Consider the following 19,911-nt stretch of genomic DNA (forward strand, 5'->3'; position numbering starts at 1 on the left):
CTGGTGGCCGATCAGCGTCTGTCTACCCTGGGACAGAGAGACCAGCCGAACGCGAAGCGTCTCACTCAGTCTGAAGGTTCTTCCAATCGTTGTCTGTAGGTATTTTGGGGGACACGTTTTCTCCTTCGATGGGGGATCATGGGACGATGCGAACGCGCCGGGGCACGAATCTTCCACGGATGGGCGACTTCAACCAGTCCGTCGTGCTGGAGGCCATCCGTCGGTCCGGCGAGGGGTCGAGCCGGATCGAGCTCGCCGAGGCCACCGGCCTGTCGGCCCAGACCGTCACGAACATCACGCGGCGGCTGCTCGACGACGGTCTCATCCGCGAGGCCGGGCGCACGATCAACGGGCCGGGCAAGCCCCGGGTCACGCTGCGGCTGGTCCCGGACAGCCGGTTCGCGGTCGGAGTGCATCTGGACCCCGCGGTCATGACGTTCGTGCTGCTCGATCTCTCCGGTGCGGTCGTGCGTCGGACGAGCGCGCATACCCCCGACATGGAGCCGCGGCGGATCGTCGAGGCCATGGCGGCGACGATCGACGCGCTCATCACGGGATCGGGGGTCGACCGGACATCGATCGCCGGTGTGGGGATCGCAGCCCCCGGCCCGCTCGATGCGGAGAAGGGGACCGTGATCGACCCGCCGAAGCTCCGGGGCTGGAACCGGGTGCCGCTGCAGGCAGTGCTCGCCGAAGCGACCGGTTTCCCGGTGGTGCTGGAGAAGGACACGACCGCTGCCGCGGTGGGCGAGCTCTGGATGCGGAGGGCGTCGGCCGATGACTCGTTCGTGTTCGTGTATCTGGGTACGGGTATCGGTGCGGCGCTGGTGCGAGAGGGGGAGGCGGTCCGCGGAAGCACACGCAACATCGGAGAGGTCGGCCACATCATCGTGGACCCGGATGGACCGTCGTGCACCTGCGGATCCCGCGGCTGCGTCGAAGTCGTCTGCACGCCGCAGGCCATCGTGGCACAGGCGGCGCATGCGGGAGTCTTCCCCGAGGATCAGGGGATGAGCGATGTGGACGCCGTCGAGGCGCGTCTCACGGAGTTGTGCGACCGGGCGGCCGACGGCGACGCGCTCGCAGACGGCGTGCTGCGCCAGGCCGCGGCGCACATGTCGGTGCTGACGGCCGCGCTGACGAACATGCTCGACGTCGATCGCGTGGTCTTCGGCGGCCCGTTCTGGTCGCGACTGGCCGACGTCTACCTGCGTGAGATCCCCGACCGGCTCGAACGGGCGAGCGCCACGCGCGCGGTGCGCTCGCTGCCTGTCGACGGCACGGTCGTCGGCGACGACGTCGGCGCCGTGGGAGCCGGCTGCGTGGTGCTCGATTCGGTTCTCAGCCCGCGGGCGTCGGCATTGCTGCTCGGCCACTGAGCCGGGATCAGCCGGAGAATCTTCCCCAGGGGATGTCGCGACGCAGCGGACGGCGGAGGGGGCGCTGCGTGCGGGTCCAGGCGGAGATCGAGGGCTCCTCCACCACGGCGTCCGCAGCCTCGGTGACGTACGCCTCGCTGATCACCGCGATGAGTGCGGCGAGTTCCTCTTCGGTGGCCGCCCCGCGGGTGATCTCGAGCATCGGGGCGGCATCCCCCGACACTCCGCTCGGCGTGTCGTGCGCGGTCACAGCGGGATGTTCCCGTGCTTCTTCGGCGGAAGGTCGGCGCGCTTGCCGCGCAATGCTCGCAGTGCCTTGGCGATCGAGACGCGGGTGTTCGCCGGCTCGATGATGCCGTCGAGCTCGCCGCGCTCGGCTGCGAGGAACGGCGACGCCACGTTGTACGTGTACTCGTTCGCGAGACGGGTGCGTACGGCGGCGACGTCTTCGCCGGCCTCCTCGGCTTTCTTGATCTCGCCTCGGTACAGGATGTTGACGGCGCCCTGACCTCCCATGACCGCGATCTCCGCCGTCGGCCATGCGAGGTTCACATCCGCGCCGAGCTGCTTCGAGCCCATGACGATGTACGCGCCGCCGTAGGCCTTGCGCAGGATGACGGTGACCAACGGCACGGTGGCTTCGGCGTACGCGTAGAGCAGCTTGGCTCCGCGGCGGATGACGCCGGTCCACTCCTGGTCGGTGCCGGGAAGGTAGCCGGGCACATCGACGAGGGTGACGATCGGGATCGAGAACGCATCGCAGAAGCGCACGAAACGGCTGGCCTTCTCACCGGCCTCGATGTTGAGCGTTCCGGCCATCTGGGACGGCTGGTTGGCGATGACCCCGACCGATCGTCCCTCGATGCGCCCGAATCCGATCACGATGTTGGGCGCGAACAGCGGCTGGACCTCGAGGAAGTCGCCTTCGTCCACGATGTGCTCGATCACGGTGTGGATGTCGTAGGGCTGATTCGTCGAGTCCGGCACGATCGTGTTCAGTGTGCGATCGGCGTCGGTGGTCTCGAACTCGAACGTGCTCTCGTACGAGGGCAGTTCCGCCATGTTGTTGTCGGGGAGGAAGCTGAGGAGCGTGCGCGCGTAGTCGATCGCGTCGTCCTCATCCTCCGCGAGGTAGTGCGCGACGCCCGAGCGGGTGTTGTGCGTGTACGCGCCGCCGAGTTCCTCCATGCCCACGTCTTCGCCGGTGACCGTCTTGATCACATCGGGTCCGGTGACGAACATCTGGCTGGTCTTGTCGACCATGATCACGAAGTCGGTGAGTGCCGGCGAGTACACCGCGCCGCCGGCCGCCGGGCCCATGATGATGGAGATCTGCGGGATGACGCCGGATGCGCGGGTGTTCAGGCGGAAGATCTCGCCGTATTTGCCGAGCGCCACGACGCCCTCCTGGATGCGTGCGCCACCCGAATCGAGGATGCCGATGCAGGGCATGCCTCCGGAGAGTGCGAACTCCATGATCTTGACGATCTTCTCGCCGGCGACCTCGCCGAGCGATCCGCCGAAGGTCGAGAAGTCCTGGGAGTACACCGCGACGGTGCGCCCGTTGATCGTGCCGACGCCGGTGACGACCGAGTCGCCGTAGGGGCGGGACCGGTCCATGCCGAACGCGGTGGTGCGGTGGCGCACGTACTCGTCGAACTCGACGAAGCTCCCGGGGTCGACGAGCAGCTCGATGCGCTCACGGGCGGTCATCTTGCCCTTCGCGTGCTGCTTCTCCTTCGCCTTCGCTTCCGCGTCGACGACGGCTTCCGAATAGCGAGCGCGCAGATCCGCGATCTTGCCGGCGGTGGTAAAGAGGTCGGGCTTGTCCGTCACGGATTCCACCCTAGCGTCGGGTCGACGCGCTCCGTTGGATGCTCGGCACAACGGGTCGGCCGATCCTTTGGCGATGAGCGCGCGGACTTCAGCGAAGCGCGTCGTCTGATTCGGACGATGAGGCCACTTCCGGCGGCGCGGGGACGCTCGTGTTCCCGGACTCCACCTGTTCCAGGGCGGGGTCCGTCTTCGGGGTGCGCCCGAGGGAGAGCGCCTTGCGACCGACCCACTCGACACCCCGCACGGTCGTCCCGGCGGCGCCCGCCACCGCGGAGCCGGCGTAGCGCGCGCCGCGCAGCATCCGCAGTTCGAGTTTCTCGGCGCCCGGAACGGGCTCCAGTTCGAGGGGCAGATCGATCGGTGCGGCCCCGAATGCCTTGTGCGATGTGGTCAGCACGCGACGACCCAGGATGTGGTTTCCGGCGCCTCCGATCGCGGCGCCGATGCCGAACGGCAGCGCCTTGCCGATGACCGAGGCCCCGCCCTTGGCCGCGAACTGCTTCACGAACATGCTCTTCAGCTGGTCGACCAGAGGTCCGACAGCGGCGCGGGGGAGGGACTTCGTGACCAACTCACCCCAGTAGGACGATCTGCTCCCGCCGCGTCCGGCCACCTGCCCGGCGAGCTGTCCGACGAGGTCGACGCCCTCCTTGCCCAGCATGAGCGTCATCACGAGGGCGCGCGCGCGATCGGGGTTCGCGACCGCGATGCCGTGCACCTCGGCGACGGACTGCGCGAAGAGCGCGGTCGACTCCACGAAACCGACGGTCTCCACTCCGGAGAGCGCGAGCGTGACGCCCGTGCCGATGCCGGGGACGACGGCGGTCGCGCCGACCGCTGCGCCGCCCGTGGTCACGGCTGCGAGGTAGCGACGCTCGAGGATGCGGACGATCTCGGCGGGCGAGGCGTGGGGGTTGCGCAAGCGGATGCTGCGGATGTGGGCCAGGACGAGGGGGCGCTGGATCGACAGGACGCGGTCGAGTCCGCGCACCATCATCGGATGCTCCGGGGAACCTGTGGGCGGCACGCCATTGTCCCACGGGGCGTCATCCGGCAGGGAGTGGATCTTGTGCACCTTGGGGGCCATGCAGTGATCCTACGAAGCCCGGCCGCGAAAACGCCGAAAGCCCGGTCTCTCGGAAGGGACCGGGCTTTCGTGACGAGAGATCAGACGAAGAGGTTCGCCCGCTCCAGGTCTTCGGCGAAGTCGACCTCGACCGCGTACAGATCGGAGACGTCCATCGGCTCGAGCAGCAGGCCGTCCTCGGCGATGGCGAGCTCGAGGCCCCGCTCGAAGTAGTCCTGGTCCTCGACGCGCTGCAACTGGCGCATGAACGCCTTCTTGTGCGTGGACGAGATGTAGTTGATGCCCACGGCCTCGCCGAGACCGCCCTTGACGGTCTTGGACAGCTCGTTGATGAAGCCCTCGGCGGTGACCGTGTACTTCACCTCTTCATCGCTGACCTTGGAGGTGTTGACGGTGACGAACGACTGGTCGCGCTCGATGTAGGCGGCCGCGCGTCCGAGAATCATCGGGTCGAACACCACGTCGCCGTTCATCCACAGCACGCCGCCCTTGCCGGTCGCGCCGAGGGCGCGCAGCAGGCTCTTCGACGTGTTCGTCTCGTCGTACCGCTCGTTGTGGACGTAGTTGACTGCGGGGAAGGCGTCGATGATGGTCTCGGCACGGTAGCCGACCACCGTGGTGATACGTGCGTGCGAGCCGAAGGCGGCGCGGATGTTGTCGTGCTGCTGGCCCATGATCGTGCGGCCGTCGCTCAGTTCGGTGAGCGGCTTCGGCAGCGCGCGGCCGAGGCGCGAGCCCATGCCGGCGGCGAGGATGACGGTCTGAAGAGTCACGAGTGCTCCTAAAGGAAGTTGTGTTCACGGTCGATTCACCGACCAGACACTTCGTCGTGCCGAGTTCATGGTAGCGAGGGACCCTGGGAAGCCCCGGGTCGGGGAGCCTCCCGTTGTCATTTCGTGATCGAGTACACACCGGACGCACAGGCTCGCCCTCCGGCCCATTGTGTCGGATCTGAGGGTTCAGCGGTGAATGTTGCGCGGCGGCCTTGGCATGCGGCTCCCCATTGATACCGTAGGACGGTGACTTCCTCCCCTGACGACCGCGCCGCCGAGGTGGACGATACCGAAACCGCGCAGCCGAAGGCATCGACGAAGCCTGCGCCGAAGGCGACTGCCGCGAAGGCGACTGCCGCGAAGACGACTGCCGCGAAGACGACTGCCGCGAAGACGACTGCCGCGAAGAAACCCGGCACGGGGAACCGCACTCCGGCGAAGCCTGCCCCCGCGAAACGTGCCGCACCGAAGAAGCCGGCCGCGAAGACGACCACGAAGTCCGCTGCAGAGAAGGCAGCACCGACCGCTGACGTCATCGTCGAGCCGCTGAAGAACGCGATGCTCGACGGGGCGGCAGCGAAAACGGCTCCGAAGCGGGTCCCGGCGGCGGCTCGCACTGCTGCAGCGAAGAACACCGCCGCACGGGCCGCAGCGGCGAAACCGCCGTCTTCGACGACGGCCGCGGCGAAGACAGCGGCAGCGAAGACGGCGGCGGCGAAGACTGCGGCAGCCAAGACTGCGGCAGCCAAGTCCACGGCCCGGTCGACGACCGCGAAGGCGGCGGCAGCGAAGACGGCGGCAGCCAAGACAGCGGCAGCCAAGACGGCCGCGGCGAAGGCGGCTGCCGCAAAGGCGGCGGCCGAGCAGGCTGTGGCGGACAAGGCAGCGGCCGAGCAGGCTGTGGCGGACAAGGCAACGGCCGAGCAGGCTGTGACAGACAGGGCTGCGGCAGAGCAGGCGGTCGCGGTCGAGACGCGTGCCGTCATCCCCGCGTCGCCCGTCGTCGAGGCATCGCCGGCCGTCGACGAGATGCCGCCCGTGGCTTCCGACCCTGCGGTCGAGGACGCCTCCGTGTTCCCGAAGCTCGGTGAGGCCGACGCGCCCGCAATGACCGTCGAGGACGATGTCACCGTAGCTACCGCCGCCGACGCGACCGAACTCGCGCAGGAAACGACGTCGGTCGAGGTCGTCGAAGCCGCCGTCGACTCCGACGATGCGGCGTCGGACGCCGTCGGCGCGATCGACAGTGCATCGGGCGGCGAGGCGATCAGCATCCGCGGCCTCGTGAAGCAGTTCGGAGACAATCGTGCCGTCGCCGGGATCGACCTGACCGTCCCGGCCGGGTCGTTCTATGGGGTCGTCGGGCCCAACGGTGCAGGCAAGACCACCACGCTCTCGATCGTCGCCGGTCTGCTGCGAGCCGATGAGGGCAGCGTCGTGATCTGCGGGATCGATCAGGCGGTGAAGCCGCAGGCGGCGAAGCGCATGATGGGCGTCCTGCCCGACCGGCTGCGCACGTTCGACCGGCTCACCGGCCGTCAGCTCCTCTACTACTACGGGCTGCTGCGGGGGCTCACGGCCGACGTCATCGAGAAGCGGGCGGCGGACCTCGCTCGTGCCTTCGATCTCGGTGATGCGCTCAGCCGGGTGGTGTCGGACTACTCGGCAGGCATGACGAAGAAGATCATGCTCGCCGGGGCCATGATCCACTCGCCGCGCGTCCTCGTGCTCGATGAGCCGTTCGAATCGGTCGATCCGGTTTCGTCCGCCGTGATCCTGGACATCCTGCGCGCCTATGTCTCGCACGGCGGCACCGTCATCCTCTCCAGCCACGGCATGGACCTGGTCGAGCGCGTCTGCTCGCGCGTGGCCATCATCGTCAACGGTGAGGTCCTGGCAGAGGGAACGATCGACGAGGTGCGCGCAGGGCAGACCCTCGAAGCGCGCTTCGTGGAACTCGCGGGTTCCAGCGGAGAGGTGGAGGGGCTCGAGTGGCTGCACACGTTCTCCGACTGAGACTCGCGCTCCTCATCGGAGCGCTGCGCAGCGACCGTCGGGTTCGGATGCTGGTTCTGCTCGCAGCGGTCGTCGCCGTCACCGTCGTCGTCTGCTTCGCGGTGTTCAGCCTCGCGGATGCTCCAGTTCCGGTCGCACGCGCGGTCACCGTGCTCGGTGGGGCCGCCCTGCTCCTCGGCTTCCTCGTGGGGCCGATCCTCGTCGGCGCGGTCGACCAGCTGGACCCCAGACGGTTCGCCGTCTTCGGCGTGGACGAACGCCAGATGCCGTGGGTGCTCCTCCTGGCTGCTTTCGTCAGTGTCCCCAGCTTGGCGCTGCTCGCCGTCTACGTCAGCGTCTGCATCGTCGCGATCGGGGCGGGGACGCCGTGGCCCCTCGCCGTCCTGATGACCCTTCTCGGCGTCGTCACGACCGTGCTCATCTCGCGGATCGGCATGGCGGTCAACGCCCTCCTGCTGCCGGAGCGCCGCTCTCGCGAGCTCACCGCGCTGTTCGCCCTCGCGCTGCTCGTGATCGCCTTCCCGGTCGCCGTGTTCTTCGGATCCTTGCGGTGGGACGGCCTCGTGCCCCACTCGCTCGCGACCTTGTCGACCGTGCTCGGCTTCAGTCCGTTCGCAGCTTCGCCCGCCTTCCTCTTCTCGTCGGCCGCGGGGGAGACGGCGACCGCATGGGTCAGCGGCATCGTCGCGGTCGTCACCGTCGGTCTGCTCTGGTTCGCGTGGTCATGGCTCGTGCGTCGGCTGCTCACGACGACCGAACGCCCGGTCGCCGCGCGCGAGCGCACCGGGCTCGGCTGGTTCGGTCTGCTGCCGTCCAACGCGTTCGGCGCGATCGCCGCCCGGAGTCTCGTCTACTGGCTCCGAGACCGCCGATACATCATGAACCTCATCGTCGTCCCGGTCGCCGGGGTGCTGACGGTGCTGCCGCTCATCGTCGCCGGTGTGCCGGTCGAGGTCGCCGCGCTGGTGCCTGTCCCGGTGATGGCGCTGTTCTTCGGCTGGCTGCCGCACAACGACGTCGCCTACGACTCGACGGCCCTGTGGACCCATGTGGCCAGCGGCGTGCGCGGACTTCCCGATCGCCTCGGTCGCCTGATCCCGGTGCTGCTGGTGGCTGTGCCGGTCCTCGCGATCGCCACACCGCTGTCACTCCTCCTGGTCGGCGACTGGAGTCTCCTGCTGCCGCTCGGGGGCCTGGCGGCGAGCCTCCTGTTCTCGGCTCTCGGTATCTCCAGCATCGTGTCGGTCGTGGCCCCGTATGCGGTCTCCCGTCCCGGCGATAGTCCCTTCCAGCAGCCGCAGCGGCCCACCTCTCGGGGCACGTACGGACCGGCGGCGGCTTTCCTCGGAGCGATCGTGGTCAGCATCCCCACCATCTGGCTGTTCGCGGCCACCCTCCTCGAGGGCTCGGCCTATGCACCGGCGACGTTCTGGGTCGGGCTCCTCGTCGGGCTTGCCGTGCTGGCGGCCGGATCGGTCATCGGCGGACGCATCTTCGAGCGCAGCGGCGAGCGGCTGATGGAGTTCGTCGAGACCGCGTGACGACCGCCCGCGACGCCGTCGACGCCGCTAGACTCACGGGATGAGTACTCCGCTGGACAGCCCCGATCAGGGCGGCGTGGCAACGCTTGATCGCGAACTGGAAGAGCTCCTCCGCGAGGAGAATCTCGAACCGGGCGACCACGAGCGCTTCTCGCATTACGTGAAGAAGGACAAGATCCTCGAATCCGCGATCACCGGGAAGCCGGTACGCGCACTGTGCGGCAAGAAGTGGACGCCGGGTCGCGACCCGGAGAAGTTCCCGATCTGCCCCACGTGCAAGGAGATCTACGAGTCGATGATCAGCTGACGTCAGTCGGCTTCGACGTACACGGTGGGAATCGCCGGGTCGGACTTGCTGAGCGCGAGAGCGCGCACCGGAAGTTCCTCGCGCACGCGCAGGTGATGCGCCCGTGCGGCCGCCGTCCCCTCTGATCCCTCGTGGGCGGTGTCGATATCGCCCACCTCGACGAAGGTCGCCTGGAGCGGGCGACCATCCGGGTGCTCATCCGGCGTATCGAGTTCCTCGAACCCGTCGGACACGACGACCGTCTCGGCGGTCGCCACCCCGTCGACCAGCGTGCGGAATGCGGCTTTGCGACCTCCGTACGACGCCTTGTCGGCAGATGCCTTCGCGACGCCGATCCACGAGCCGGCGCCATCCTGCCGGGCGACGAGCTTGTAGACCATGCTCGCCGTGGGGTAGCCGGATCCGGTCACCACGGAAGTACCGACACCGTAGGCATCGACCGGCGACGCGGCGAGGGCCGCGATGGCGTACTCATCGAGGTCGCTGGTCACGGTGATGCGCGTGTCGGCGGCCCCGAGCTCGTCCAACTGCGCGCGCACATCCGCGGCGACGATCGGAAGGTCGCCGGAGTCGATGCGCACGCCGCCGAGACGGGTGCCGGCGACGCGGATCGCCGTCTCTACGCCGGTGCGGATGTCGTAGGTGTCGACGAGCAGCGTGGTGTCGGTGCCCATGCTCGCCACCTGGGCGCGGAACGCCTCCTCCTCGGTGTCGTGCAGCAGCGTCCACGAGTGGGCGGCCGTGCCCATCGTGGGGATGCCCCAGCTTCTGCCGGCTTCGAGGTTGCTCGTCGCGCCGAACCCTGCGATGTAGGCGGCGCGGGCGGCGGCCACGGCTGAGCGCTCGGCCGCACGCCGCGAACCCATCTCCGCCAGCGGACGCTCGCCCGCCGCGATGCTCATCCGCGCGGCGGCGGTGGCGACGGCGGAGTCGTGATTGAGCACGCTGAGCGCCAGGGTCTCCAGGACCACCGCATCGGCGAATGTTCCCTCGACCGTGAGAATGGGGGAACCGGGGAAGTACAGTTCACCTTCGCGGTAACCACGGATCGACCCGGTGAATCGGTAGTCCTCCAGGTACTTCAGCGACTCGGCATCCACGACCTGCGCGTCGCGGAGGAATCGCAGCTCCTCCTCGCCGAAGCGGAACTCGCGCAGCAGTCCGAGAAGACGGCCCGTGCCGGCCACGACGCCGAATCGACGGCCTCCGGACAATCGACGGGAGAACAGCTCGAAGACGCTGGGGCGGAAGGCGGTCCCGTCCCGGAGGGAAGCGGCGAGCATCGTCAGCTCGTAACGGTCGGTGAGCAGCGCCGTCGACGTGGTCATGCGCTCAGCATACTGAGCGCGCTGATGCGCGCGACGCGTCGCACGCGGGTAGGCTGGGGAGTCATGAACGACGCGCCGATCGGGATCTTCGACTCCGGTGTCGGCGGGCTCACGGTGGCGCGGGCCATCCGCGCCCAGCTGCCCCGGGAGTCGTTCGTCTACATCGGCGACACCGCGCACTCCCCGTACGGGCCCAAGCCGATCGCGGACGTCCGCCGCTACTCCCTCGAGGTGCTCGACACCCTGGTCGACCAGGGCGTCAAGATGCTCGTGATCGCGTGCAACACGGCGTCGGCCGCCATGCTCCGTGACGCTCGCGAGCGCTACGACATCCCGGTCGTCGAGGTCATCGGGCCGGCCGTGCGCCGAGCCGTGTCCACGACGCGCAACGGACGGGTCGGCGTCATCGGCACGGTGGGCACCATCGGGTCCCGCGCCTATCAGGACATGCTCGAGGTGAACGAGAGGCTGCAGGTCTTCACGGCGGCCTGTCCGCGGTTCGTCGAGTTCGTCGAAGCGGGGATCACCGGCACACCCGAGGTTCTCGCGGTCGCCGAGGAGTACCTCGCGCCGCTGCGGAACGCGGAGGTCGACACCCTCGTGCTCGGATGCACGCACTATCCCTTCCTGCGTGGTGCCATCAGTTACGTCATGGGAGAGGGCGTCACCCTCGTCTCCAGCGACGACGAGACCGCCGGCGATGTGTACCGCCAACTGGTCAGAGGCGACCTCCTGGCGTCGCCCGATGCGGCGGCGACCTACGTCTACGAGGCCACCGGTGCCTCGGCCGATGAATTCACGGCATTGGCCAACCGACTGATGGGCCGCGAGGTGCGGGACGTGCAGCTCGTGCAGACCGGAGTCATCGCTCTTCCTCACATCGCCTCCGAGTAAGCCCCTCCTCGAATCGTCCGTCGATTCGTCCCACCCCGACCGAGAGAAGCACATGTCCGAAATCGTCCGCGTCGACGGCCGTTCCACCGATCAGCTGCGAGAGATCACCATCGAGCGCAACTGGAGCGCGCACGCCGAGGGGTCCGCGCTGATCAGCTTCGGCGGCACGAAGGTGCTGTGCACGGCGTCCTTCACCAACGGGGTGCCGCGCTGGCTGACCGGCAAGGGCAAGGGATGGGTGACGGCGGAGTACTCCATGCTTCCTCGCGCCACGAACAGCCGCAACGACCGCGAGAGCGTCAAGGGTCGTATCGGCGGTCGCACCCACGAGATCTCCCGCCTGATCGGTCGTGCGCTGCGCGCCGTCGTCGACACGAAGGCGCTCGGAGAGAACACGATCGTGATCGACTGCGATGTGCTGCAGGCAGACGGTGGCACGCGCACCGCGGCCATCACGGGTGCCTACGTGGCCCTGGCCGACGCGATCGAGTGGGGTCGCGAGAAGAAGTTCATCGGCAAGAACTCCACGCCGCTGCTCGACTCCGTGGCCGCCGTGTCGGTGGGGATCATCGACGGCGAGCCAATGCTCGATCTGGCATACACCGAGGATGTCCGGGCCGAGACCGACATGAACGTCGTCGTCACGGGTCGCGGACTCTTCGTCGAGGTGCAGGGCACCGCGGAGGGCGCACCGTTCGACAAGCGCGAACTCGATGCGCTGCTCGAGCTCGGTGTGGCCGGCTGCGAGGACCTGAAGGGCAAGCAGCTCGCCGCACTGGCGGGGGAGTGACGATGCAGGTCGTCCTCGCGACCCACAACGCGCACAAGGTCGCGGAGTTCCAGCAGATCGTGGCTCAGGCTCGACCTGATCTCGAGGTCGTCGGCTATGACGGCCCCGAGCCGGTGGAAGACGGCGTCACGTTCGCCGAGAATGCCCTCATCAAGGCGCGCGCTGCTGCGGCGCACACCGGACTCGCGGCCTTGGCGGACGACTCCGGGATCTGCGTCGACGTGCTCGGCGGCTCGCCCGGCGTCTTCTCCGCCTACTGGGCCGGACAGAAGAAGGATGCTTCGGCGAACCTCGAGCTCCTGCTCGATCAGCTGCGCGACATCGCCGATCCGCACCGGGCCGCCCACTTCACCTCGACGATCGCCCTCGTGCTGCCGGATGGGCGCGAGCACGTCGTGGAGGGGCGGTGGCCGGGGCGGCTTGCGCCGTCGGCTTCCGGGGGCGGCGGCTTCGGCTACGACCCGATCTTCGTCCCGGACGGCCAGCCGGAAGGGCAGGAGCGGACCGTAGGCGATTTCTCCGCGGAGGAGAAGCAGTCGCAGTCGCACCGTGCCCGCGCGTTCGCTGAGCTGCTGCCGCTCCTCGGCGCACTCTGACCCTCGGAGAGTTCGTCGCTGAATCGCAGATGACGGTGAGAATCGTTACCCTTCCCGACTAGCCGGAACCGGGCTTCGGGCCCGGTTTCGCGGTCTAGCCTGGGGGCATGCACGATCACGCACCCGCCGCCGGCGGCATCCGTTCGGCCAGTAGTCGCCGCCTGCTGACGATCTCGCTGTCGCTCACCGCGACCGTGATGGTCGTGCAGGTCGTCGGCGCGGTTCTGACCGGATCGCTGGCGCTGCTCGCGGACGCCGCCCACATGTTCACGGATGCGTCCGCTCTCGTCATCGCGCTGATCGCGGCGACGGTGGCGGCGCGTCCGGCCGACGACCGACGCACCTTCGGCTATCAGCGCGCCGAGGTGTTCGGTGCGCTGATCAACGCCCTGATCCTGATCGCCCTGGCAGTCTGGGTCGCCGTCGAAGGCATCGGTCGCCTCGTGAACCCGGGAGAGGTCGAGGTGGCCGGGGGGCTCATGCTCGTCGTCGCCGTGGTGGGCCTGTTCGCCAACGCGATCTCGATGTGGCTGCTGAGCCGCGCGCAGCGGACGAGCATCAACGTGCGCGGCGCCTATCTCGAGGTGATGGGCGACCTGATCGGATCCGCGGCCGTCATCGTCGCGGCGATCGTCATCCTCCTCACCGGATGGATGCCGGCGGATGCCATCGCGTCGCTCTTCATCGCGGCGATGATCATCCCGCGGGCCATCACGCTCCTGCGCGAGGTCTTCTCGGTCCTCGCCGAGTCCGCGCCGAAGGGGACGACCGTCAGCGACATCCGGACTCACCTGCTCGGGTACGCGGGTGTCGTCGGGGTGCATGACGTGCACGTGTGGCAGCTGACCCGAGGGGCGCCCGTCTTCACGGCTCACGTGAGCGTCGATCCGCAATTGTTCGCCGACGGACGATCGACGCGGCTGCTCTCCGAGATGCAGGCGTGTCTCGCGGATCATTTCGATGTCGAGCACTCGACGTTCCAGATCGAGCCGGCCGAGCAGTCGGACTGCGAACCGCATCACGCCTGAGCAGGCCCGACGAGCGCCGAGGTCAGAGCTCCACGACGATGTCGTCCGGCTCCTTGTCCGGGCGCAGCCCGCGCCACCGCGCGTGTCGCAGCACTCCGTCTGGGGTCCAGTTCGCGAACTCCACTTCGCCGACGAGCTGGGGACGCACCCAGAGCGCGTCGGACGCGTCCGGGGCCGGGACCCCGTCGAGGGGCGCGGTTTTCACTCGGAGAGGCTCGAGGCGAGCGAGGAGGTCGCGCAGGATGCGGTCTGTGAATCCGGAGCCCACGCGGCCGACGTAGCGGAGCTGCGTCGATCCGCCGATGGTGTCGGGCACCGCGAGCAGGAGCGAGCCGAGGGTGCTCTCCCGATCGCCCTTTCCCGGGCGGATACCCACGATCACGGCCTCCTGCATCCGCGTGTGCTTGAGCTTCAGCCAGGAGGGGCTCCGCTGCCCCGGGCGGTATCGCGACTGCGGATCCTTGACCACGACCCCCTCGAGCCCGAACTCCCGGCTCGCAGCCAGGGCCGCATCGACGTCGTCGAAGACCGGCGGGAGCTGGACCGGAGCATCGAGGTCGGCGATCACGTCCTCGAGCAGCGTGCGTCGCTCGCGCAGCGGCATACCCGTGAGGTCATGGCCGTCGAGGCGCAGCAGATCGAACAGCATGTAGACGATCGGCGTGCGGATGACCTCGCGTTCGATCTCACGCGGTCGTGTGAGGTGCATCCGATTCTGGAGCAGCGAGAAGCTCGGCCGCCCGTGGGCGTCGAACGCCACGATCTCGCCATCGACAACGGCATCCGTGATCGGGAGGAACGGTGCCCCATCCGCTGTCAGTTCGGGGTAACGGCCCGTGATATCGGTGCCGCGACGCGCGTGCAGCAGCATCCGGCCGTCGTGCCAGGTGCCCATCGCGCGGATGCCGTCCCACTTCACCTCGACCCACGAGGGATCGCTCAGCGCGCGGGCGACGCCGGGGGTGCCGTTCTCCGCGAGCATCGGTGCGAGCGTCGCGGCGGTGCGGTCGACCGCCGGAGCGGGGCCGCCGCGCGGATGGCGTGACGGCCGACGGGGCGATATCGTCGCCGTGGGCGGCGTCGGCGTGGATCTGTCGGCCAGGGGCCGAAGACTCGAGAGCGGGTAGGTCCCTGAGGCGGCCCTGGCCAGGACCTGGTCGATGTCGAGCTGCCCCAGTGACGGGTCATCGAGCTCCTCCCACGTTCGAGGGGCGGCGACCCAGGGGCGTGCGCGACCACGGAGCGAGTACGGCGAGATGGTGGTCTTCTTGCCGTTGTTCTGGCTCCAGTCGAGGAAGACCTTGCCCCCGCGCACCGCCTTCGACATGACGCTGGTGGCGAGGTCGGGGTGGTCGTTCTCGATCAGGCGCGCGAGTTCCTTCACGACGGCGGAGATCTCGTCGCTGGTCTGCTCGCCCGGAAGAGCGGCATAGAGGTGGATGCCCTTGCTGCCGCTCGTGACGGGGAACGGATCGAGACCCATGTCGGCCAGGATGACGCGGGCGAATCGGGCGATCTCGGCGCACTGCGCGAGTCCCACCCCGGGGCCCGGATCGAGGTCGAGGACGAGTCGATCCGGACGGCCGGGCAGCCCATCCGCGGTGAAGCGCCACTGCGGCACGTGGAGCTCGATCGCGGCGACCTGCGCGAGCCACACGAGGGTCGGCACGTCCTCGACCAGCGGGTACTCCTTCGGGCCGTCCGAATGCTGGATGGCCTGACGGGGGATCCAGTCGGGCGCCCCGGGTTCGAGCTGCTTCGTGAAGAACGCATCGGCCGGCGCATCCGCCGTTCCGACGCCCTCCACCCAGCGTTTGCGGGTCACCGGGCGCCGATCCAGCAGAGGGAGGAGGAGCGGGGCGATCGCGCTGTAGTAAGCGATGATCTCGCCCTTGGTGGTGCCGGTTTCGGGATACACGACCTTGTCGAGGTTGGTGACGCGCAGACGACGACCGTCGACCTGCACCACCTGCCCCTGTCCGACCATGCAGCCAGCGTAGTCAAGGGTCTGGCCGCGACGGCGTCGGCTGGTGTTCACTGGTCACATGAGAACGATCTGGAAGGGTGCGCTGACCTTCGGCCTCGTGAACGTGCCGGTCAAGGTGTACTCCGCGACCGAGGACCACGACGTGCCGCTGCATCAGGTGCACGAGAAGGACGGCGGGCGCATCCGCTACCAGCGCACCTGTGAGGTGTGCGGCGAGACCGTGGCATACGCCGACATCGACCGTGCCTACGTCGAGGAGGGCCAGACGGTCGTGCTCACCAAGGACGACCTCGCAGCTCTGCCCGCGGAGAAGAGCCGGGAGATCGACGTGGTCGAGTTCGTCCCCTCGGATCAGGTCGATCTGCTCACGCTCGACAAGCCGTACTACCTCGAGCCGGACTCGAAGTCTCCCAAGGCGTACGTGCTGCTGCGCAAGACCTTGGAACAGACCGACCGCACCGCGATCGTCCGGTTCACTCTGCGGCAGAAGACGCGACTCGCCGCGCTCCGCGTGCGGGGGAAGGTACTCGTGCTGCAGACGCTGCTGTGGGCCGATGAGGTTCGCGAAGCCGAGTTCCCCGCGCTGGACGAGGACGTGCGCATCTCGAAGAAAGAGCTCGAGCTCTCGGCATCCCTCGTCGACAGCTACTCGGCCGATTTCGACCCCGAGGAGTTCGTCGACGAATACCAGAAGGAGCTGCGCACGCTCATCGACGCGAAGATCGAGGCGGGCGACACGTTCGACGTGGCCGAGACCTTCGGCGAGGCCGAGAAGGCCGCCGAGGGTGGAGAGGTCATCGACCTGATGGAGGCGCTCCGCGCCAGCGTCGCGCGCACCAAGGAGGAGCGAGCCAAGAACGCCGGCTGAGACCTCGGCGCCGCGGTGGCGGCGCCGATCGAGATCAGTGCTTGCCGTCGCCGTCGAGGTCGGGCGCGCGGTCGAACACGTCGGCGTCCAGGACGAGCTCCTGTGCCTCTTCGGCATCCGTCACGACGTCTTCACCGGCCGCTGCGGCCTTCTTCGCCTTGTGGCGCTCGGAGAGATAGTGCCACAGAGTGACGAGCGCCGTGCCGCCGACCGCGGCGAGGAGGATGAGGTCGATGTAGCTCTCGACGAACTCGGCGACCGGGGGGATGAACCCGATGAGGTAGCCGAACATCGTGAGCCCGAATCCCCACAGGACCGCACCGATCAGGTTGTAGAGGGTGTACTTGCGCCACGGCATGTGGCCGACGCCGGCGGCGACCGGGGCGAAGGTACGCACGATCGGCACGAAGCGCGCGAGGATCACGGTGATGCCGCCGAAACGCTCGAAGAAGGCGTTCGTGCGCTCGACGTTCTTCTTGCTGAAGAGACCCGACTCCTTGCGTTCGAACACGGCGGGTCCGCCCTTGTGGCCGATGACGTATCCGACCTCCCCACCGACGAACGCGGCGAGACCGATGAGGAGGGCGACCCACCAGACACTGATGCCGAAGACCCCGTGCTCCGAGCCTGCGATCGGGTGCGAGAGGAGTCCCGCGATCACGAGGAGCGTGTCTCCTGGCAGCAGGAATCCGACGAGCAGACCGGTCTCCGCGAAGATGATGAAGCACACCACGAGCAGCGCCCACGGCCCGGCGGTCCCGATGATCGTTGCGGGGTCGAGCCAGGGGATGAGGGCGGTCGGCGCGTGCAGCATGGTTTCGAGCACAGGGGAGTCCCGTCGGTCGTGATTGGTCGGCGGTGCAGCTGAGCGACGCGTGCGGTCGCAGGACGGCCCCATCGTCTCTCGTGCGGAAGGTGGGACTTGAACCCACACGCCCTGGGGCACAGGAACCTAAATCCTGCGTGTCTGCCAATTCCACCACTCCCGCGCGGTGGAATCATTCTAGTGACCGCCGAAACGGTGTATCTGAGGATCAGCCCGCAGTTCCTGCCTGCCGTCCGGCGGCCCTCCCTTCACGTCTGAGGGGTCGAGGGCGGGATGCCGGGTTCCGACGGGCTCGGCGCGAGAGGCTCCTGGGGGTTCGGCGCCAGTGGCTCTTGCGGGTTCGGGGCGAGCGGCTCCTCCGGGTTCGGGGCGAGCGGCTCTTCCGGGTTCGGGGCGAGCGGCTCGTCGGGGAAGAGCGGTGAGGGCTCGTCGGGATTCGACGGGGAGGGGGAGGTGTCGGTCATGTCGGTGTCCTTTCGCTGAATCACGCCATGAACAGGAGAGTTCAGCAGGGCGCGACCGCGGTGTCTGCTCCCTTGCGCTGCGGTGAGGGATGTGGTGAGGCGGGTCTTGCACGCCTGCCACCAAGGACGACTGTGGATAACTTCGGACCCGGGTTGCGGATTGTTGCGAGGATGCCGGGGTGAGTCATCCTTCCGCCCTCGTCGCCGAACGTGTGCGGATGCGTCTGCGGTCCGAGGGGATCGATCCGACCGTCGATCCGGACTCGGCGTGGCGGATCACCCATGCGGAGGTGCGTCGTCATGATGACCTCGCCCTGGCGCGGGGGGAGGCGCTGATCGAGGATGAGGCGGCATGTGTGCGCGACGTGCTGGCATCCCTGAGCGGATGGTGCGTGATCGGCCGCGACGGGTAGATGCTCGCCAGAGCCTCGATGTCGCCGGTGTACCAGCCGTCGAACACTTCGAGGAGATCCAGGTACGGGTCGAACTCCTTCGGCGGCCAGACGGCGTTCCCTTCGGGCAGCGGCATGGTGGCTCCTTCCGGGGCGATGGTGAGGGTGTGGAGGGGCGCAGGGTGTCTTCGCCGTGCTGGGGTGGCTTCATGGGATCCTTCGCGGATTCTCAGACGACCCTCGCGCAGTGTTGGACAGCCGTTGGCGGAGCGGTCGGCATCGTGATCGCCAGCGGCTCTGTGATCGCGCTGCTGGCCGTCTTGAGCCGCGTCGGGGACGTCGTCGGGCAGTTCCCCTGACGCGCTAGGGTCTCCCCATGCCGACTCCGACTCCGACGCCGACGCCGACACCAGACCTGAGAGAACTGACGGAGACGGTGCGCGACCTCGTCCGACTCGTCGACGAGCGGTTTCCCGACAATGCAATCAACGAATTTGTAGCTCCGATCGCGACGATCGTGCTGGCACTCGCCGCTGTTGTGGTCGCGGTGTTTTCGTGGAGGACATCGCGCCGAGCTAACCAGATAGTCGAGACGCACCGACAGCAGGATCGTGCTGAGAAGGACGCGCGCTTTCGGCGCGGGGTTGCTGTGGATGCTCGTGAGTGGCTGGCGGAAGCAACCTGGCGGGCAAAGTTCGGGGTCTACGTGAGCTACGACGATCCCCGGGGTGAGGAGCTTGAGGAACAGCGCAAGCAGATCGAGAAGCGGCTAGAGCGCGAGGGCGAGGAGAACGGCCTTCGATTGATGAAGCTATTCCAGCGACGACTCAGAAACCTGGACCGAGAGATCCGCGCGTTGCCGTCCGTTGAAGTGGGCAAACGTCGCCACCCCTCTCGAATGAACAACGAGCTGGAGGAGCTAGCACCCCTGCTCACGGCGTGGGCGAGAGACCCGAAAGCGGTCGAGGGTGAACTCGCATCGGATGACGCAGCGGTTGCGAAGGAGCGGGAAGACAACGCCGAGCAGATCCGTAAGACGTACGACGACGCTCGCAAGAAAGCGGCAGCGGCCAGAGGGAGAGGTAAGCGGACCCGTTAGGCACGGGTGCACCCCGCTCCCTCAGGTCGGCCCGGGGACGGCGCACGTCGGGCAATGGTGGACGGACTCGCTCATTGGTCGGCTCCCTTCACAACGACGCAGAGCGCGGGGTCGGTCACGAACACGCAACCGACGTCGCCGCCGGTGATCGCGAGACGGATGCCGAAGGTGACAGCGCAGAGCGCGATCACGAATCCGACGATGAAGACCCAGGCGAAGACGGCGGAGATCGCGTCGCGGCGGCCCATCACGCGTCCTTCCCGTAGGCGGCGTCGCGTGCTCGGCGCAGCGCGAGGATCGCCTTGTTCGTCTCACCGCGGTCCAGGACGTCGGACCAGACCTTCACCTGGTGCTGCTCGGTGAAGTACTCGCCGATGTGCTCGTTTGCCCGCGCCGCCGCTGTGGCTTCGTGCTCGGCGTGCTCCAGCAGACTGCGGATCTCGGCCACCGTCATATCGACCGCGACCTGAATCCATCCGGCGTCGCGGTTCCATCTGACATGCAGGTTCCGGCGTGCAACTTCCTGTTGCACAATCGCCGGAGCGACCGTCTCGCCGTCAGGGGTGCTCGTGCCGACCGGCACCTCGGAAGGCTGGGGCATGATGCGGTTGTGGGTGATCTGTTCTCTAGGCATGGTCGCCCTTCCTGTGAGAGCCCCGTCACGGGGCCTACCCGGCATCGCGCCGGGAAGTATCGCGGA

At 68.0% G+C, this 19,911-nt stretch carries 20 protein-coding genes, 1 tRNA gene and 2 pseudogenes; 11 read left to right on the top strand and 12 right to left on the bottom strand.

The annotated features are described in order from the left end of the window. Positions 1-179 precede the first annotated feature (179 nt). Entirely contained in the window at positions 180-1,379 is a 1,200-nt protein-coding gene (locus ACFC14_RS18070) for an ROK family transcriptional regulator (protein WP_376107950.1), read from the top strand. 7 nt (positions 1,380-1,386) lie between these two features. Here the strand turns inward: ACFC14_RS18070 and ACFC14_RS18075 are convergent, their stop codons facing one another. The 5 genes and pseudogenes from ACFC14_RS18075 to ACFC14_RS18095 all read right to left on the bottom strand — a co-directional run. Then, positions 1,387-1,629 carry an acyl-CoA carboxylase subunit epsilon gene (locus tag ACFC14_RS18075; protein WP_376107733.1) on the bottom strand — a complete coding sequence of 81 codons (243 nt, stop codon included), beginning with the start codon at positions 1,627-1,629 and terminating at the stop codon, positions 1,387-1,389. Then, the gene (locus tag ACFC14_RS18080) at positions 1,626-3,215 is read right to left on the bottom strand and encodes an acyl-CoA carboxylase subunit beta (RefSeq protein ID WP_376107736.1); all 1,590 of its coding nucleotides are present in this window, start codon (positions 3,213-3,215) and stop codon (positions 1,626-1,628) included. Before ACFC14_RS18080 ends, ACFC14_RS18075 begins: the two co-directional genes overlap by 4 nt. Positions 3,216-3,303: 88 nt before the next feature. Continuing rightward, positions 3,304-4,302: a hypothetical protein gene (locus ACFC14_RS18085; RefSeq protein WP_376107739.1), complete on the bottom strand. Its 999-nt coding sequence runs from the start codon at positions 4,300-4,302 to the stop codon at positions 3,304-3,306. Between the two features lie 80 nt (positions 4,303-4,382). Next, positions 4,383-5,075, bottom strand: coding sequence for an NTP transferase domain-containing protein (locus ACFC14_RS18090; protein ID WP_376107742.1), 693 nt, complete (start codon positions 5,073-5,075; stop codon positions 4,383-4,385). 186 nt (positions 5,076-5,261) lie between these two features. Further along, positions 5,262-5,447: pseudogene (locus ACFC14_RS18095) on the bottom strand (hypothetical protein); the annotation flags it as partial. Between the two features lie 186 nt (positions 5,448-5,633). On the opposite strand from ACFC14_RS18095, the gene ACFC14_RS18100 reads away from it, so the two are divergent. Genes ACFC14_RS18100 through ACFC14_RS18110 form a run of 3 tightly spaced genes read left to right on the top strand, consistent with a single transcriptional unit; the run spans position 5,634 to position 8,939 of the window. Then, positions 5,634-7,091, top strand: coding sequence for an ATP-binding cassette domain-containing protein (locus tag ACFC14_RS18100; RefSeq protein ID WP_376107952.1), 1,458 nt, complete (start codon positions 5,634-5,636; stop codon positions 7,089-7,091). After that, on the top strand, positions 7,067-8,632 hold the full coding sequence (locus ACFC14_RS18105) for a hypothetical protein (RefSeq protein ID WP_376107745.1): 1,566 nt from the start codon (positions 7,067-7,069) through the stop codon (positions 8,630-8,632). The genes ACFC14_RS18100 and ACFC14_RS18105 overlap by 25 nt, the downstream gene beginning before the upstream one ends. Positions 8,633-8,672: 40 nt before the next feature. Next, positions 8,673-8,939, top strand: a complete 267-nt coding sequence (locus ACFC14_RS18110) for a DUF3039 domain-containing protein (protein ID WP_046013003.1) — start codon at positions 8,673-8,675, stop codon at positions 8,937-8,939. 2 nt (positions 8,940-8,941) lie between these two features. Here ACFC14_RS18110 and ACFC14_RS18115 read toward each other — a convergent pair. Next, positions 8,942-10,333, bottom strand: a pseudogene (locus ACFC14_RS18115) (nicotinate phosphoribosyltransferase); the annotation flags it as partial. On the opposite strand from ACFC14_RS18115, the gene murI reads away from it, so the two are divergent. The 4 genes from murI to ACFC14_RS18135 all read left to right on the top strand — a co-directional run bounded on the left by murI (position 10,331) and on the right by ACFC14_RS18135 (position 13,575). Beyond that, positions 10,331-11,161, top strand: coding sequence for a glutamate racemase (gene murI, locus ACFC14_RS18120; RefSeq protein WP_136041556.1), 831 nt, complete (start codon positions 10,331-10,333; stop codon positions 11,159-11,161). The pseudogene ACFC14_RS18115 and the gene murI overlap by 3 nt on opposite strands. 52 nt (positions 11,162-11,213) lie before the next feature. Then, on the top strand, positions 11,214-11,951 hold the full coding sequence (gene rph / locus ACFC14_RS18125) for a ribonuclease PH (RefSeq protein ID WP_091030304.1): 738 nt from the start codon (positions 11,214-11,216) through the stop codon (positions 11,949-11,951). Between the two features lie 2 nt (positions 11,952-11,953). Beyond that, a complete protein-coding gene (rdgB, locus tag ACFC14_RS18130; RefSeq protein WP_376107750.1) occupies positions 11,954-12,547 on the top strand; it encodes an RdgB/HAM1 family non-canonical purine NTP pyrophosphatase in 594 nt (197 codons plus the stop codon). 107 nt (positions 12,548-12,654) lie between these two features. Beyond that, entirely contained in the window at positions 12,655-13,575 is a 921-nt protein-coding gene (locus ACFC14_RS18135; protein WP_376107753.1) for a cation diffusion facilitator family transporter, read from the top strand. 22 nt (positions 13,576-13,597) lie between these two features. Here the strand turns inward: ACFC14_RS18135 and ligD are convergent, their stop codons facing one another. Continuing rightward, complete coding sequence (gene ligD / locus ACFC14_RS18140) at positions 13,598-15,562, bottom strand: non-homologous end-joining DNA ligase (protein WP_376107756.1); 1,965 nt, start codon at positions 15,560-15,562, stop codon at positions 13,598-13,600. Positions 15,563-15,620: 58 nt separating this feature from the next. On the opposite strand from ligD, the gene ACFC14_RS18145 reads away from it, so the two are divergent. Further along, positions 15,621-16,430 carry a Ku protein gene (locus ACFC14_RS18145; protein ID WP_029262512.1) on the top strand — a complete coding sequence of 270 codons (810 nt, stop codon included), beginning with the start codon at positions 15,621-15,623 and terminating at the stop codon, positions 16,428-16,430. A 34-nt stretch (positions 16,431-16,464) separates the two neighbouring features. Here ACFC14_RS18145 and ACFC14_RS18150 read toward each other — a convergent pair whose 3' ends face one another. The 3 genes from ACFC14_RS18150 to ACFC14_RS18160 all read right to left on the bottom strand — a co-directional run bounded on the left by ACFC14_RS18150 (position 16,465) and on the right by ACFC14_RS18160 (position 17,720). Beyond that, a complete protein-coding gene (locus ACFC14_RS18150; protein ID WP_168429506.1) occupies positions 16,465-17,244 on the bottom strand; it encodes a DedA family protein in 780 nt (259 codons plus the stop codon). Positions 17,245-17,337: 93 nt separating this feature from the next. Beyond that, a tRNA-Leu gene (locus tag ACFC14_RS18155) sits at positions 17,338-17,419 on the bottom strand. 85 nt (positions 17,420-17,504) lie between these two features. After that, a complete protein-coding gene (locus ACFC14_RS18160; protein WP_376107760.1) occupies positions 17,505-17,720 on the bottom strand; it encodes a hypothetical protein in 216 nt (71 codons plus the stop codon). 179 nt (positions 17,721-17,899) lie between these two features. Between ACFC14_RS18160 and ACFC14_RS18165 the strand changes: the two genes are divergently transcribed. Together ACFC14_RS18165 and ACFC14_RS18170 are read left to right on the top strand one after the other, a co-directional pair. Beyond that, positions 17,900-18,133 (top strand): hypothetical protein, encoded by a 234-nt coding sequence (locus ACFC14_RS18165; protein ID WP_376107763.1) that lies wholly within the window; start codon positions 17,900-17,902, stop codon positions 18,131-18,133. Positions 18,134-18,488: 355 nt separating this feature from the next. Next, positions 18,489-19,211, top strand: a complete 723-nt coding sequence (locus tag ACFC14_RS18170) for a hypothetical protein (protein ID WP_376107766.1) — start codon at positions 18,489-18,491, stop codon at positions 19,209-19,211. Between the two features lie 71 nt (positions 19,212-19,282). Here ACFC14_RS18170 and ACFC14_RS18175 read toward each other — a convergent pair whose 3' ends face one another. Both ACFC14_RS18175 and ACFC14_RS18180 read right to left on the bottom strand, forming a co-directional pair. Further along, complete coding sequence (locus tag ACFC14_RS18175) at positions 19,283-19,459, bottom strand: hypothetical protein (RefSeq protein ID WP_376107768.1); 177 nt, start codon at positions 19,457-19,459, stop codon at positions 19,283-19,285. Next, positions 19,459-19,845, bottom strand: a complete 387-nt coding sequence (locus tag ACFC14_RS18180) for a hypothetical protein (protein ID WP_376107771.1) — start codon at positions 19,843-19,845, stop codon at positions 19,459-19,461. The genes ACFC14_RS18175 and ACFC14_RS18180 overlap by 1 nt, the downstream gene beginning before the upstream one ends. Positions 19,846-19,911: the final 66 nt, after the last annotated feature.

It is taken from the genome of Microbacterium sp. NPDC055988 (assembly GCF_042269505.1).
Classification (GTDB): domain Bacteria; phylum Actinomycetota; class Actinomycetes; order Actinomycetales; family Microbacteriaceae; genus Microbacterium.

Coding starts and splice junctions, on each gene's coding strand:
- ACFC14_RS18100 (WP_376107952.1), top strand. CDS start 5,634: ATGCTCGACGGGGCGGCAGCGAAAACGGCTCCGAAGCGGGTCCCGGCG.
- ACFC14_RS18170 (WP_376107766.1), top strand. CDS start 18,489: ATGCCGACTCCGACTCCGACGCCGACGCCGACACCAGACCTGAGAGAA.
- ACFC14_RS18160 (WP_376107760.1), bottom strand. CDS start 17,720: ATGACCGACACCTCCCCCTCCCCGTCGAATCCCGACGAGCCCTCACCG.
- ACFC14_RS18150 (WP_168429506.1), bottom strand. CDS start 17,244: ATGCTGCACGCGCCGACCGCCCTCATCCCCTGGCTCGACCCCGCAACG.
- rdgB (WP_376107750.1), top strand. CDS start 11,954: ATGCAGGTCGTCCTCGCGACCCACAACGCGCACAAGGTCGCGGAGTTC.
- murI (WP_136041556.1), top strand. CDS start 10,331: ATGAACGACGCGCCGATCGGGATCTTCGACTCCGGTGTCGGCGGGCTC.
- ACFC14_RS18175 (WP_376107768.1), bottom strand. CDS start 19,459: ATGGGCCGCCGCGACGCGATCTCCGCCGTCTTCGCCTGGGTCTTCATC.
- rph (WP_091030304.1), top strand. CDS start 11,214: ATGTCCGAAATCGTCCGCGTCGACGGCCGTTCCACCGATCAGCTGCGA.
- ACFC14_RS18110 (WP_046013003.1), top strand. CDS start 8,673: ATGAGTACTCCGCTGGACAGCCCCGATCAGGGCGGCGTGGCAACGCTT.
- ACFC14_RS18085 (WP_376107739.1), bottom strand. CDS start 4,302: ATGGCCCCCAAGGTGCACAAGATCCACTCCCTGCCGGATGACGCCCCG.
- ligD (WP_376107756.1), bottom strand. CDS start 15,562: ATGGTCGGACAGGGGCAGGTGGTGCAGGTCGACGGTCGTCGTCTGCGC.
- ACFC14_RS18070 (WP_376107950.1), top strand. CDS start 180: ATGGGCGACTTCAACCAGTCCGTCGTGCTGGAGGCCATCCGTCGGTCC.
- ACFC14_RS18145 (WP_029262512.1), top strand. CDS start 15,621: ATGAGAACGATCTGGAAGGGTGCGCTGACCTTCGGCCTCGTGAACGTG.
- ACFC14_RS18135 (WP_376107753.1), top strand. CDS start 12,655: ATGCACGATCACGCACCCGCCGCCGGCGGCATCCGTTCGGCCAGTAGT.
- ACFC14_RS18180 (WP_376107771.1), bottom strand. CDS start 19,845: ATGCCTAGAGAACAGATCACCCACAACCGCATCATGCCCCAGCCTTCC.